This window comes from Rummeliibacillus sp. POC4, from assembly GCF_003576525.1.
Lineage (GTDB): Bacteria > Bacillota > Bacilli > Bacillales_A > Planococcaceae > Rummeliibacillus.
Genome location: NZ_QWUA01000027.1, coordinates 22868 through 37392, shown reverse-complemented (window position 1 = coordinate 37392; position 14525 = coordinate 22868). Strand labels below are relative to the sequence as shown.

At 33.1% G+C, this 14525-nt stretch carries 18 protein-coding genes; 4 read left to right on the top strand and 14 right to left on the bottom strand.

Features of this window, described 5'->3' with window-relative positions; translation table 11 throughout:
• Positions 1-96 precede the first annotated feature (96 nt).
• Positions 97-1149, bottom strand: a complete 1053-nt coding sequence (gene arsB, locus D1606_RS10115; RefSeq protein WP_119415894.1) for an ACR3 family arsenite efflux transporter — start codon at positions 1147-1149, stop codon at positions 97-99.
• A gap of 1 nt (position 1150) precedes the next feature.
• On the bottom strand, positions 1151-1468 hold the full coding sequence (locus D1606_RS10110; RefSeq protein WP_369973789.1) for an ArsR/SmtB family transcription factor: 318 nt from the start codon (positions 1466-1468) through the stop codon (positions 1151-1153).
• 216 nt (positions 1469-1684) lie between these two features.
• Here D1606_RS10110 and D1606_RS10105 point away from each other — a divergent pair, with 216 nt between their 5' ends.
• The gene (locus D1606_RS10105; RefSeq protein WP_158582356.1) at positions 1685-1999 is read left to right on the top strand and encodes a YbjQ family protein; all 315 of its coding nucleotides are present in this window, start codon (positions 1685-1687) and stop codon (positions 1997-1999) included.
• A 53-nt stretch (positions 2000-2052) separates the two neighbouring features.
• Here D1606_RS10105 and D1606_RS10100 read toward each other — a convergent pair whose 3' ends face one another.
• The 7 genes from D1606_RS10100 to D1606_RS10070 all read right to left on the bottom strand — a co-directional run bounded on the left by D1606_RS10100 (position 2053) and on the right by D1606_RS10070 (position 8678).
• Positions 2053-3183 carry a TFIIB-type zinc ribbon-containing protein gene (locus D1606_RS10100; protein WP_119415891.1) on the bottom strand — a complete coding sequence of 377 codons (1131 nt, stop codon included), beginning with the start codon at positions 3181-3183 and terminating at the stop codon, positions 2053-2055.
• 12 nt (positions 3184-3195) lie between these two features.
• Complete coding sequence (locus D1606_RS10095) at positions 3196-4515, bottom strand: SPFH domain-containing protein (protein ID WP_119415890.1); 1320 nt, start codon at positions 4513-4515, stop codon at positions 3196-3198.
• A 176-nt stretch (positions 4516-4691) separates the two neighbouring features.
• Positions 4692-5741 carry a DUF4097 family beta strand repeat-containing protein gene (locus tag D1606_RS10090; protein WP_119415889.1) on the bottom strand — a complete coding sequence of 350 codons (1050 nt, stop codon included), beginning with the start codon at positions 5739-5741 and terminating at the stop codon, positions 4692-4694.
• Positions 5742-6141: 400 nt separating this feature from the next.
• Positions 6142-6627 carry a YusW family protein gene (locus D1606_RS10085; RefSeq protein WP_119415888.1) on the bottom strand — a complete coding sequence of 162 codons (486 nt, stop codon included), beginning with the start codon at positions 6625-6627 and terminating at the stop codon, positions 6142-6144.
• A gap of 117 nt (positions 6628-6744) precedes the next feature.
• Positions 6745-7254, bottom strand: a complete 510-nt coding sequence (locus D1606_RS10080) for a YusW family protein (protein ID WP_158582355.1) — start codon at positions 7252-7254, stop codon at positions 6745-6747.
• Between the two features lie 99 nt (positions 7255-7353).
• Positions 7354-7884 carry a signal peptidase I gene (gene lepB / locus D1606_RS10075; protein ID WP_119415886.1) on the bottom strand — a complete coding sequence of 177 codons (531 nt, stop codon included), beginning with the start codon at positions 7882-7884 and terminating at the stop codon, positions 7354-7356.
• 164 nt (positions 7885-8048) lie between these two features.
• Positions 8049-8678: a hypothetical protein gene (locus tag D1606_RS10070; RefSeq protein ID WP_119415885.1), complete on the bottom strand. Its 630-nt coding sequence runs from the start codon at positions 8676-8678 to the stop codon at positions 8049-8051.
• A 317-nt stretch (positions 8679-8995) separates the two neighbouring features.
• Between D1606_RS10070 and D1606_RS10065 the strand changes: the two genes are divergently transcribed.
• On the top strand, positions 8996-9253 hold the full coding sequence (locus D1606_RS10065; RefSeq protein ID WP_147414484.1) for a hypothetical protein: 258 nt from the start codon (positions 8996-8998) through the stop codon (positions 9251-9253).
• An 11-nt stretch (positions 9254-9264) separates the two neighbouring features.
• Here the strand turns inward: D1606_RS10065 and D1606_RS10060 are convergent, their stop codons facing one another.
• Entirely contained in the window at positions 9265-9768 is a 504-nt protein-coding gene (locus D1606_RS10060) for a DUF1648 domain-containing protein (RefSeq protein WP_119415883.1), read from the bottom strand.
• Positions 9769-9970: 202 nt separating this feature from the next.
• On the opposite strand from D1606_RS10060, the gene D1606_RS10055 reads away from it, so the two are divergent.
• Positions 9971-10819: an aldo/keto reductase gene (locus D1606_RS10055; protein ID WP_119415882.1), complete on the top strand. Its 849-nt coding sequence runs from the start codon at positions 9971-9973 to the stop codon at positions 10817-10819.
• Positions 10820-11018: 199 nt separating this feature from the next.
• On the opposite strand, the gene D1606_RS10050 is transcribed toward D1606_RS10055, so the two are convergent.
• From D1606_RS10050 to D1606_RS10040, 3 genes are all read right to left on the bottom strand, one after another.
• On the bottom strand, positions 11019-11654 hold the full coding sequence (locus tag D1606_RS10050) for an NDxxF motif lipoprotein (protein ID WP_233548071.1): 636 nt from the start codon (positions 11652-11654) through the stop codon (positions 11019-11021).
• A gap of 8 nt (positions 11655-11662) precedes the next feature.
• Complete coding sequence (locus D1606_RS10045) at positions 11663-12574, bottom strand: phosphotransferase family protein (protein WP_119415881.1); 912 nt, start codon at positions 12572-12574, stop codon at positions 11663-11665.
• A gap of 188 nt (positions 12575-12762) precedes the next feature.
• Positions 12763-13032, bottom strand: a complete 270-nt coding sequence (locus tag D1606_RS10040; RefSeq protein ID WP_119415880.1) for a hypothetical protein — start codon at positions 13030-13032, stop codon at positions 12763-12765.
• Between the two features lie 243 nt (positions 13033-13275).
• Here D1606_RS10040 and D1606_RS10035 point away from each other — a divergent pair, with 243 nt between their 5' ends.
• Entirely contained in the window at positions 13276-14241 is a 966-nt protein-coding gene (locus D1606_RS10035; RefSeq protein ID WP_119415879.1) for a quinone oxidoreductase family protein, read from the top strand.
• 106 nt (positions 14242-14347) lie between these two features.
• On the opposite strand, the gene D1606_RS18745 is transcribed toward D1606_RS10035, so the two are convergent.
• Complete coding sequence (locus D1606_RS18745; protein WP_158582354.1) at positions 14348-14521, bottom strand: hypothetical protein; 174 nt, start codon at positions 14519-14521, stop codon at positions 14348-14350.
• Between the last annotated feature and the right edge of the window lie 4 nt (positions 14522-14525).

Here is a 14525-nt window from a genome sequence, read left to right as displayed (position 1 = left end):
CCGCTCCTTGCATAAGCAATTTATATGAATGTAAAAATCTTAGCTTATTCTTTAATATGATTACCGATAGCAGAAACTTCCTAGAATAATATTCCTTTACAACTTAATTTTAAAGTATTTCTTCTGCCATCTTAGTGCCACTCCTACAAGTGCTATTAAGACAGGCACTTCAACTAACGGTCCAATAACTGCTGCAAATGCTTCGCCGCTATTAATACCAAATACAGCTACGGCCACAGCAATCGCTAATTCAAAGTTGTTACTAGCAGCTGTGAAAGAGAGTGCTGCTGTTACCGGATAACTTGCACCCGCTTTTTTCGATGCAAAGAATGAAACAATAAACATAATTAAGAAGTATATCAATAATGGGATTGCAATACGTAATACGTCTAATGGTAGAGCAACAATTTTATCTCCCTTTAATGAGAACATCATGATGATTGTAAACAACAAAGCAATTAGAGTAAGTGGAGATATTTTAGGGATAAATTTTTCTTGATACCAATCTTTTCCCTTAAGTTTAATCCCAATAACACGTGTGAGAATCCCTGCTGCAAAAGGAATGCCTAAATAAATCAGAACACTTTTGGTGATTTCCCACATAGAGATTGAAACAGATAAATTTTCCATACCAAACCAACCAGGCATCACATTCAAGAAGAAGTAAGCAAAAGTTGAATAGAATAGAATTTGGAACACGGAGTTAAAAGCAACTAAGCCAGCTACATATTCACTATCTCCTCTTGCTAGATCATTCCACACGATAACCATCGCAATACAACGTGCTAAACCAATCAAGATAAGCCCTGCCATATATTCTGGATAATTATGTAGAAAAATAATGGCTAAGAAGAACATTAAAAATGGCCCTAAAAGCCAGTTCTGTAATAAAGAAAGTAATAATATCTTCCAATCTTTAAATACTCTCCACATTTCTTCATATTTCACTTTAGCAAGTGGCGGATAAAGCATAACAATAAGGCCAATTGCAATCGGAATTGATGTAGTACCGACGGATAGTTTATCTAATGTATCCTTAAAATCAGGAACTATAATACTTAGTAAAATACCTAAACCCATTGCAAGGAAAATCCATAATGTTAGATAACGATCGAGAAATGATAACTGTTTTGTTAATGGTTTTTCCATGTTAAACCTCACCTTCTTCAATAGTACAAGCACAATTGTGTATTGAGATAGGCTCCAACTCATCGATGATTGTTTGGATATAAGGTGCTTGAATATCATTTAATCTATAGTGCTTCCAAGTCCCTTTTTTTCTTTCTAAGATAATGTCAGCCTCCTTTAATTTACGTAGTTGTTGGCTAACAGCTGGCTGAGAAACTTGTAAGATTTCAACTAAATCACATACACAGACCTCGCCGTTCTTTAAACTCGCTAACAATTTTAATCGGTTAGCATCACTAACTGCTTTTAATTGCTTTTCCATGATTAATAGCTGATTCATCATATCACCTCTTTTAATTAATTTACTATATAATTATATTCTTATATATTAATATATGCAAGAAAGTGGGAAGTGTTAATAATTTTTTATAATTACTTGTTTCTTAATTAGTATTCACTTTTGAAACTCCCTGTTTAAAAAATCGCTTTCATGTTTTCTAATCAAGTTAAATACAATTAACTAATACAATTATTCCATATGAAGGAGATGATTCATTTGCTAGTCTCTTTTTCGAATACGATTGAAGGTAAAACAATTGAGTCTTATCATGGGACTTTAAGTAGTGAAACAATCATAGGAGTTAATATTATTCGAGAATCTTTAAACTCTTTAACCGATGTTATGGGCGGCCGTTGTACTGCTTATGAAGTTAAAATGAAAGAAACACAGCAATTGACATTAGATGGGGTGAAGCAGCTTGCGAGAAATATTGGTGCAAACGCATTAATAGACGTTGATGTTTCAACTTCTCCTATTTATGATGGAATGTTCATGTGCGTCGCTACTGGAACTGCGGTGACCTATAAATAGTAAAAAGCCTTGTCTTTTTACGACGAGGCTTTTTACTATCTTTTTTATATAATTTAATAGCTCATAATAGATGTTATGACATTTAAAGCCTGTTCCGAGTCCCCATAGAAATAGGCAAAAATCGCAATCATTACACCCGCAAGCATCACAGCAATGGCTACACGTATTGGTGAAATAGGTGCTTTTCCGCCTACTTTACCCGTTTGCCCATTTACCATAAACTGATAAACTTTGCTTTTATATTGGAAAGATGATAGCCAAATAGGCAACATAAGATATTTGTACGTAATATTATCATAAGTTGTTGAAAATTGAACATTCCTTACATGGTCTGCGCCACACTCAAAGCGAACTTTAGATGCAATTTGGGAACGAATATGGTCATGAATGTCTTGTTGGGCAATATTCCAACCATCTTGTAAACCTATACTATAACGCTCTGCTAAAAATCCAGATACATATTCTGGTTGATAGGATTTATTGTCTAATAAGTTAAATGGTTCGATTTTTCGCAACATATCATGGTCATAACGTGTTGATGCACTGACTAGTTGATCGTCTATAAATTCTTGGTAAAAACCTGAAGTCATATACCAATCGGTTTCGATTCTCGTTTCTCCATCTTTTTCTTTAATGACTCGGTCTATCCCATAACTTGCCGTATAATGAGAGCCTGTTTTCGTATCAAATGTCCAATAGGGTAGGTAGACTCCTTTAAAGGCATTTGGTTTTGCACTTATTTTTGCTGCACGTGGTGTAAAGATTCTTCTCTTTAACCACTTATGAAAGTTTACGCCTGCTTCCTTATCTGTAATTTGAAAAGTACAAACACCATTTGGTGCGAGTGTATTAACCGTTGAGGCTTCCATAACTTGATGAGAACCGCAATAAGGGCATGTGTCTGCTACTTGTAGTGCATCATAAACTGTTTCTGAACCACATTCACTACAACTAACAGTTTTCTTTTCAACTCCCCAGTCAAAATTCCCTCGTTTTTCAGCTGTATAAAAATCCATTTCTTGCGCAACTTGTTCTTTCTGGTCTTCTGGTTTTGCTATCTCTGTTTCATGACCACAATAGGGGCATGTTAGCTTACCGTTTTCCGGATTAAACTCGATGGATGCTCCGCACGAAGGACATTCCGCATCAAAATCAATTTTTGCCTTTTTCAATTGTTCGGACATGCTTCTACCCTCCTATTGCTTATCTTGGTCATCAAATGGATCTCCACATTCTGGGCAGAATTTTGGTGGGTTGGTCGGGTCAGCTGGTTTCCAACCACATTTATCGCAAATATAGGTCGGTGTTCCTTGCGGTTTCTTTGTACCACAATTAGAGCAGAATTTACCTTTGTTTACAGTGCCACAAGTACAATGCCATCCTTCAGCAGTCGGTTTTGCTGTACCACAGTTCGAACAGAATTTCCCCGTGTTCTTTTGACCACATGCACAATTCCATGTATCAACAGATGGCTGATTTTGAGGTGTTTGCGGAGTGGTTTGGTTTTGTTGGGAAGCCATTTGATAAAGTTGACTAGCATTACCGCCACCAACTTGTTGTGCCATGTTCATCCCCATGAAACCACCTAGAGCCCCATTTTCATTTTCAGCAGCTTTAATCATCGCTTCTGCTTGAGCACCTGTTAGTTGTGCAGCGCCCATTGAAGGATTTCTGAATACTGCATTCCTTTGGAGCTGTTTAATCATCGCTTCATCTTCATCTGAAGCTTTTACAGAATTAATACCAAAAGTACCAACTGCAATCCCTCGTGATTCTAGCCATTTTTTTGATAGTACTTCATTTAGTGCTGACGCTAATTCTATCGTGTGTGCTGGAATTTCACTATAACGTACACCTGAAGCAGAGATTTTTGCAAATGCTGGTTGAAGAGCTGTCATTAACTCTGTTTTTAACTGACTATCGATTTCGTCACGGTGATATTCACTTTGTATATTGCCGCAAACGTTTTTATAAAAAAGGAGCGGATTCACAATTCGATAAGAATATTCTCCGTGGCATCTTATAGAAATATCAATATCTAATCCGATATTGCGGTCAATTACGCGGAAAGGAACTGGACTAGGGGTTCCGTATTTGTTACCTATGATTTCCTTCGTATTAAAAAAGTAAATACGTTGATCTTTTGGTGGTTCTCCGCCAAATGTAAAACGTTTACCGATTTCTTTAAATGTTTGGAGGATATTTTCTTTAAAATCCCCTTCAAAGAATACAGTAGGCTCTGTTGAAATATCATATACATATTCACCAGGTTCTGAACTAACTTCAACAACTCTTCCTTGTTCGACAATCATCATGCATTGGCCTTCGTTGATAGCGATAATAGAGCCATTTGTGATAATGTTATCGTTACCTTTGTTTGAACCACGTTTTGTTTTACGCTTAACACCTTTAGTAACTAAAATTTCTTTGGATAATCCTTCACAGTAAAAATATTCGCGCCATTGATCTTCTAAAACGCCTTTTGCAGAGCCAACTCCTGCCTTTATCAATCCCATTCATAATCCCGTCCTTTTATGTAAATTAAAGTTGAAATATAATATATCCCTATTTTATTACGATTAAGTAAAAATTAAGTTTCATTTTAATTCTATATTCTTGCATGTTGTATTTATTCATGTTTATAAAAAAGCGTATACCAAATCTGGATACGCTTTTTACTACTAAGAAGAGATTATGCAATTTCTGATTTTAATCCAACGATAATTTTCCCCATATCTGTTATTAGTTTCACTTTAGGTTTACCGTTTCCATAAATGATTTTACGAGATTTTTGACCATAAATTTCAACTTTCCCCATATCCGTTTCTGCGCTGATACTACCATTTGTCATTTCTTGATCGGTAGATAATTGAATATGGCCCATATCTGTTTCTAAATGAAGTGAATGTTCAATTTTAGGTATGTACATTTCTATCCGTCCGTTGTCCGTTCTTGCATCAATTTCTCCAGCTATTGCTTCTAATTCAATCCGACCGTTATCTGTACGGAGTTTGGATGTATTGACATTGCTATTTGAAAACTCGATCCGACCGTTATCTGTTTCTGCATAAAGTGATGTGAAATGACATTGACTTCCCCATATCCGCCCATTATCAGTTTTAAATTCACCATCATTGGCTAAAACGTTATCTAATTCAATCCGTCCATTATCGGTTTCAAGCTTAACATCTTTTGATTGTAATTTTACTAGTTTGATAAAACCATTATTATTATGAACAGCTATATGATTGTATAACTTTTCAGGTATTTGTAATGTAACTGTCGCATCAGTGAATGCATTTACAGCAATTTTGAAAAACCAAAATTTACGGTGAAATCCCTCACGTTCAATATTCACATGGAGTACACCATCCAAATTCTTGACGTGGACATTCGTTTTTTCTTTCGAATCTATAATATTATAATAGAATTTATCGTCATTAGAAGGTTTAAGAATGACATTTGCGCCATCTGCCATTATTTTCACTTTCTGAAATTGCTCTGTATCAATTGGTTTCAGCTCTTCAGTTGGAACAAATTCTTCCTCAGAATAGGCTTTTAATAGTTCAGTTGCAATTTCTTCGGCAGGACCAAATGATGAAATGATTTCTTCAACACTTTTCCCTTCTTTTTTGCCGTTTTCAAAATAGTCTTTGAAATCTCGTATTATATCTTTTCGTTCCTTTGAATTTAGTTGTTTTAGTGCAATTTCAAGCTCTAGTAGATACTTTTTTTCGTTCATTAGTCATCCTCCTTAATAAGTTCCATTAACCCCTTTAATAAAAATGCATCCATTCTTTCTCCAAGTGCAGTAATTTGATAGTTTTCTTGGTAGACCTTCTAAGGGATCTTTGCAAATTTGTGATAAAGTAGTAAACTTCTTCTGTTAATCGCCTCAACAACAGAAAAACTGAACTAAACAAGTTCATATTCCTACATATCACCTTTGTCTAGTAATGCTAGTACACAGAGATCTAGTACTCTGTTCATTAATCAGTAGTATACTATTCGATATTATTCAATACAATAATACTTATCTCTTTTTATAGAAATTTCAAAATATTTAGTAGAAATTTATTCATTATAATAAAAAAAGCCCATGTTTACGTTTTTTCAAAACAAAGAACAAAGGCTTTAGTGGGTTAGGGGATGAATACATATTTATTTTCTAATCCATCTGTAAATCCTATTTCTAATTCGATTTTTTGATAATCGTCTCGTATATTAAATAGCGAAATAAGTTCTTCCTTTACATCGGAAGCGGGTGTTCCTTTATGGAGTTTAAGTTTAAGTAGTAATGGTTGGATTTTTGAAAAGGCCTCTTTTCCAATGATCTTCTTACTTGTTTGAGTATCTATCATTTCGGCTTCTATTCCAATTGATTTCTTTTCGTATACGATTTCGGTAGATTGGTTATTTTCGTAATTGATATTCAAGATAAATTTTTTGAACTGTAGTTCTTTACTTTCAAAGTTGTTGGATGACTTTGTATTATTAGATAGATTAACGGAATGATTATCTATAGCAGCTAACATTTGCTCTTTGTTTGTAGCATTTTCGTTGTTTTCACAACCTAACAATATGAATAATATGAATACTAAAGCCAGATAGTTTTTACTATTTATCAAGGAAACAGCTCCTTTCAGTTACTAAGCCTACTATTTCCTTTTCAAAATCGAATCATTCATTATTCAATAAAAATGCCTTAAAAACTGATTTAGAATCAATTTTTAAGGCATTGGTCATTAAGGGTGGAAAGTATATTCTTTTTCTATTCCATCAGCAAATTTAACATCAAGATCAATTTTCACATATTCTTCTTTAATATTAAAAACAGACAAAATTTCTTTTTTTACATCTTCATCAGTTGATTGCGAAGTGAAAGTTAGTTTTTTAAACAATGGTTCAAGTTCTGCATATGCTTCATTTCCTTCGATTTTTTGGTTTTTCAAATCATTTTTAACTGATGCTTCTGCTCCATCTTTTTCATTTTCATATTCCACTTTAAAGGATTGATTTCCTTTATAATCTACATCCAAATCAAATTCAGAAAACGCAAATGGTATATTATTCGGATCTTTTACAGACGAGTAATTATTATCACCAGATTGGTCTGCTTCAGTTGGCTTATTTGCGCCACTTTCTGATACTGGTGCGTTTTCACTTACATTTGTTGCGTTATCATCAGTACCTTTACACCCAACTATCAATAAAGACAAAAGCATTAACGTTAAAAAAATGTAGATTTTTTTCATATAAACAGCTCCTTTATTATAACTGTTTATAGTATTTCCAGAATTCATGGATTTTCTACACCAAATTTAAAATGAGTAATAATGTTTTCATCAAAATGACTACTTTGTATAGTTAAAATCCTGGTTAAAAGGTTTTAGGCGAATCATGACCTTCGCCTTTACTTCTTTTTTATAATTGATTGGTCCAAAGTCTCTGGAATCCATTGAATTATTCCGATTATCCCCCATTACAAAAATTTCACTTTCCCCAACTTTCACATCAAGATCTTTCGTCACCATTGGTTCTTTAATATATGGTTCGTCGATTTCTTTACCATTACGATAAAGTACATTGTCTTTAATCTGAATATGATCTCCGGGTAAACCAATTACTCGTTTTATGAACAAGTCATGACCTGCTACAATTTCTGCATCAAAACTCACGATATCATTATAATTAGGATCTCCGTAACTATATGCGAGCCGATTAGATAATAAATAATCTTCCTCGTGTAAACTGTTTTCCATACTATGTCCAATGACAATTTCAGGTGAGATGATAGCACGAAAGCTAATAACTAAACAAATCATGATCATGAATGTTAAGAAAAAATTCCGCAAGTCTTTCAATAATCCTGAAAATTTCTTCATTTTTCCGCCTAGTTTCTATATTGACTAATTTTTAATATAATAATCTATTTTTCAAAGTACTTTGTCAAACAATATTAAACAAAAAATAGAGTTGTTCGAACTCCATCAAAAAAGGGATACCTAAAATAGTATCCCTTTTACATGTTCATCTTACAATATTGCTGTTATTTCCACTCTTTTAATGTTTTTTCTAAAGTTACTTGGTTGGTCAATCGTTGGATTCCTTTAGATTCTTCCACAGCTTGTTCCATTTCTGATTGATAACGCTCTTTGTTGTTTTGTTTCTTTGCAATCACTGCTTCTATGCTGTGTTTCATCCAAGATTGATAAAATGGCTTATTTCGTGCAACTCCATATTTGCCAGCGAGTGCTTCTGCATAAGCTTGGTTATATGACTTTAACGGACCATTTTTCATGGAATCGGCAATTTTTTTAGCACCTGCGAAATCACCTAAACGAACTGCGCGTTGGAATTCATAATCCATGCGACCATCATGATTGTTTTTATTTTTTTTGATGAGTTTATCTAGTGCTTCTATTTCATCTTCTTTTGTTCCTTCTTTAATCGCTAATATATGTGCATATATAGGATTGCTTTTTTGGAAACGGACTTGACGTAAAATCGCATTTGTCTTTTTAGACGCAGTCATCGTATAAGCATAATAACCCACTACAGCGATTGCTAAAAAGATAAAGAACAGAAGCGAGTATGTTGTTGGAACATTAAGCCAAGTAAAAATCCCGCCAATACCTAGAATGATTACGTAAAATAATAAAAGTTTTAAAATATTCATTTCAATTCTCCAATACTATAAGAATGGTGGATAAACCATCTATTCTATCTTATCAATGACTTAAAAATTGAGCAATGAATAGGGTGCAAAACGGAATGCTTTTATTGTTATTTTGTTCATAATTCATACATACATATGATTATTAATGGAACCGTTTAGGAGGTATATAGATTAACAAGAAAAAGATAATTCTAATAGGTACGATTATATTAATAGTAAGCTGTTTTTCTTACTTGTTTAATTTTTTCTCCGAAAAAGAAAATATAACTCCCACGATTGCCGAAACAAAAGTAGCTACACAAAAGGACACTGGAAATATGGACGAAATGTTGAAGAAAATAACTAGCTCTAACTTCGAAGAGGACTTAAAAATTGCATTAAATCAACATGGTTATGATGCTGTACTTGCTGGCTATTCAATCTTTTCTTATGAAAATAAATCGGTATTACTTTATTTAAATAATACGAACGGAAATGAAAATATTAAATCGGAGATAAAGCAATTGGTGGATGAAGTATCAAATAATAATGGACTCGGTTTATTTAGAGTTGAGTTATCTTATAAAAAAGAATGATCAAGTCATTTTTAATCTTTTTCCTCATTTAAGGCCACTATAACAGTCATTAAGGTAGGAATGATAATAATAGAAGCAACTACACTCCAAATGACACCTTCTAATATTGCGTTATTCCCTTGTGCAATATGAATCGTTTCCCATACCAAAATAGCTAGCAATAAACTACTCATATTTTTAATAAAAGAAATCATTAATACACTTTGCTTTACTTCTTTTTCAATATTTGAATTTTTGATATCTATCGGAAAATAGTGCCAATCAGGATGTTTCTCCAAGATTTGAAGTGCAATCATGATCAAAAATGTAATCATCGGAAATAAAAACAACGTCCATTTCGATTCATACTGTAAGATTTCCATGCTCATCCCAAAGTATTTGGGTACTTCAGCAGGCAAACTAGACCAGTTAAATATTAAATACGCGCATGCTGCTACAAATAGACCCAATCCAATTGTATCCATGATATGCATAAGTGTCGTCTTTTGAAAGGAAAAAGCTGAATCTCGTTTCAAGTAAATCACACCTCTTGTTCATTTTTAAAAGAAAACAATTAGCCAATTACTTTTATCATGTGCCAAAAACACGCCTAATATGATTTTAATTTCCCATAAATTGTCCAGGAAATTGGACTTTATTCTTTTATCCTTCAAATCTCATTTCAATTCTTAGATATTCTTTTCATATCATGGTAAAATATGTTTCTATAAAGGAGGAATGATTGTTATGACAAACGAAACAGTAACACTAAATAATGGTGTACATATTCCAGCTGTTGGATACGGTACTTTTAGAGTAAAAGATAGTGATGAACTAGCTGAAATGGTGACGCTGGCTATTAAAGAAGGCTATCGCCATATTGATACAGCTCATATATACGGAAATGAAGAAAGTGTTGGACGGGGTATCAAAAAAGCAATTGATGAAGGAATCGTAACGCGTGAAGAATTATTTGTTACATCTAAAGTTTGGAATGATGGACTTTCATACGATGAAACCATTGCTGCCTATGAAGAAAGCATCCAAAAATTAGGTTTAGATTATCTCGATTTATATATTATCCATTGGCCAGGTCAAGATGATAATTATATTGAAGTATATAAAGCACTTGAAGAACTATATAACAATAAACGTGTAAAAACAATTGGGGTAAGTAATTTCCATGTACATCATCTTGAAAAACTACTAGCAAACACTACAATTGTACCTGCAGTCAATCAAATCGAGTTCCAACCACGTTTAACACAAATTGAAGTTCGTGAATACTGTAAAAAACATGGCATTCAAGTAGAGGCTTGGTCACCACTTATGAATGGAGAAATTCTAAATGACCCTACACTCGTTGAAATTGCCGAAAAATATAACAAATCGACTGCTCAAGTTATTTTAAAATGGGATTTACAAAACGATGTTATTACAATTCCAAAATCAATGACACCTTCTCGTATTCGTGAAAATTTAGATATCTTTGATTTTACATTGACTGATGAAGATGTTGAAAAAATTTCTGCTTTAAATGAGGATTTCCATTATGGTGCTAATCCTGAAGTTTTCAATTTTAAATAATAAATAGAAAAATTAATTACTTGCTAGACTGTAGCTTAACTTTCTAAAAAGAGTTGCTACAGTCTTCTTGCATTTACCTATAATAGTGCTTTCGTTTTTAATACAAAAAGGCCCTTTAGACTAAGTAAATCCAAAGGGTAAGTATCGCATCTTTTTCTAAATACTTGGGTAGCTTAATAAAAATTTGTTATTTATCATTCTATTCTCTTCCAAATGCTTTCGTATCAATCTTTTTCTCATCAAGGAAGTCTTCTATTTTTTTCTGTTCCTTCCCATTTGCTATTTTAGAATTTTTAATTATTGCTCCAACGTTTATTTCTGGAAAGTCTCCATTATCATCTAGCATCTTATTGAGTTCATCAAGGGTCTCATTTACAGTAACAATATATCTGCTGATTCTTTTAGACTCTTCTAGATACCCTTCAGGTAATGTATTATTTAAAATATAGCCAGAAAAATTCTCATCATTTTCTTTTATAAGCTTGTTAATTTTGTCTAATTTCTCTCGTTCTTCTTTAGTTAATTCCTTTTCTTCATCAATAGCATCTTGAAATGGTTCACTAGCGTTTAATAATTCATCATGGCTATCTAGATAGGTTTTTATGCTTAATCTCATTTCCTCTTCATCAATTACACTATTTTGTTTATGAGAGGTAAAAATGGCACTGGGAATCTTTACATCCTGTATAGAAAGAACTTCATCATCTTCTGTAATGTCGATCTCAGTTACGCCCTCATGAGAACATGCACTTAATAAACATAAAATAAAGAAACTATAAAAAATCTTTCTAATAATAATCCATTCCCCTTTACTTTGTTTGTAAGAATCACACAAAAGACAACTTATAAATGATTAGTTATTTCTTTGGTTAGATTGTGGACTCGCTTTAGATAGTAATTTCTTTTCTCAGAATCATTTATAAATGAGGTAAATAATATGGACAGCATTAAAGCCGTATCAAGTCTATAGATGCATTGTATGATTGCATTTGTATTTTGGATAATGTCTACATCTTTATATCCCTTTATAAAATCTTCTTCATCTAATTCTTTTGTTTCAAAAATCCTCATTAACTCCATTATTGGATTCCCTATAAATGAATTGTCCCAATCAATAATTGCTTTAATCATTCCGTTTTCGCCTATTAGATTTGGTTGTCTAACATCAAGATGTAGTAAGCTGTTCTTTTTTTGAGCTGTATTCAGAATTTCTTCTAATTCTTGTAAGCTAGGAATGATAAAATTAGAATTTATTAGTTTGTTAAGTGAATCAACGCGTTCTGTTATTCTTTGTGAAACGATTTTACTTAAACTTTGCTTATTTTGATCTGCAATTGATAGTCCATGCAACGGAATTTTATGTATTTTAGATATGAGTTCCCCTATATCATAGGGAGGAATATCTTGACCATCTCCTGCTACAAAATCAGATACTATAAAGTTTATCTCTTTACTAAAATACAACTGATGAATTTTCGGTACGGGTATATGATACTTATGACAATGCTCGGATATGACTGCTTCTTTTTTTAATGAGATAATCCCACTTGAGTTCTTATCCATCATATTTTCTTCCAATCTCCAAGGCGTTCTTACTGCAAGTCTTCCTAAATTTTTCTCATGAATGAGGAATACGGCGTTTATAACACCACTACCTATTAAATTTATTTCTTCAATTTGCCAATTCAATTTATGGTTTAGAACATGTTTTATATCTACTCTTAACTTTTCTATTGTTTTAGTTGTTGATGCCATTGCACTAAACCCCTTTATTTTGCAATTAAGTTTTGCTCCAGAAGTAATTAGAATGTCCTCGTAGTTTTAAACTACTCTCTTACTATTCTACATAAAACAACAAAAACCTTTCTTCCAATGCTTTTCTAGATCAAATTAAAAAGCCGAAAACAAATTGAATTTGTTTTCGGCCATTCGAATTGTAATAATTATTTTTGCTTTTCGACTACGTTTAAGCACCAAGTGAAGTTATCCCAAGCTGAATACCAGCCGTTGAAAAGTTCAGATGAATCATCCCAACGTACATCGAATTTCTTTTGTCCATCTACATCGACAATATACAATGCAAGAGTTTCGTCTGCTTTAGCAACAGCTAATTTCATACCGTTTTTGCTTTCCTCTTCAGTGAATGGTACATCCGAAATTGAACGTAGTTGTGCCTGTTCAAATACTTGTTTGTTAATGATTTTGTAATTCATAATAAACCTCCGATAAAACTTTCGCTTAAAATTTAGTTCCTACTTTATTTTATACCTAAAACTAGAACTATAATAGTATATCCTATTTTCACTCTACAATTAAAGAAATCATGAAAATAAATTGGATATTTCTATTAAAAATTTTGTGTTTTTAACTTTTTCTTGTCCATCAGTGCTAAATCCTAAGAAAACAGACATGAATGTGGTACAATAATGCACTAAATAGCGAAAGGGGTTTTTAATATGAAAGCACTTGTTTTCAATGAATTTGGAGATTCAACAGTTTTGCAATATACAGAAATTCCAAACCCTGAAATCCGACCAAATGAAGTCTTAGTTCGCACAAAAAGTATTGGGCTAAACTTTGCTGATATATATAGGAGAAAAGGAAATTATCATTTAGCTGGTGAACCACCTTTTATACTTGGTTATGAAGGTGCAGGTATTATTGAGGCAGTTGGCAAAAATGTATCACAAGTACAAGTCGGAGATCGTGTAGCATTCGCCGATGTACCTTTTGCAAATGCTGAACAAGTAGCAGTACCTTCTGAAAAGTTGATAGTATTACCTGAAGAAATCTCGTTCGACGTTGCAGCATCTATCCTTCTTCAAGGACTAACAGCTCACTATTTGACGAATGATAGTTATAAAGTGAAAGCAAATGATTCAGTAGTTATCCATGCAGCATCAGGCGGTGTTGGACAAAATTTAGTACAAATTGCAAAATTATATAATGCTAGAGTGATTGCCTTAACTTCTACAGCGGAAAAAGGTAAGAAAGCGTTAGAAGTCGGTGCAGATATTGCTTTTACATATGATGAGGATTGGACACAATCTGTTATGAAATACACAGATGGAAAAGGCGCAGATGTCGTTTACGATTCCGTTGGTTCCACTCTTGAAGATAGTTTTCAAGCAACTCGTATAGGCGGTACGGTCGTATTCTTTGGTATGTCTGGCGGTGACCCTGCCCCAATAGATCCTCGAATGCTGATGGATACCTCAAAAACACTGACAGGTGGAGATTTGTGGAATGTCCTTACTTCATTTGAAGAACGTCAAAAACGATCCAAACAATTATTCGATTGGATTATTTCAGGAAAACTTCAACTTCAATCTCCTACTGTCTTTCCCCTAGAAGAAGGTGCAAAAGCACATGATTTCCTTGAAAGCCGTAAGAGCACGGGAAAAATATTGTTAAAGCCATAATCTATCGTTAAAAGTCATATTGTAAATCTCGATATTAAATAACGAAAAGCCTAGGTCATTAAGAGACTTAGGCTTTTGTTATTCTATTAAAATCTAAAACACTTAATTAGTAGAAGTGGGAATATCTAATTTTCTCTAACAACGGTATGATTTGATCGTTTTCTTTATCATATTTCATATATAAATCGACTGTAGGTAATTCAAATAAATCAAAATCGATCACATTCAATCTCCCTTCCATCATTTCTTTATACACAATGGATTTAGGTAAAAATGCCATTCCT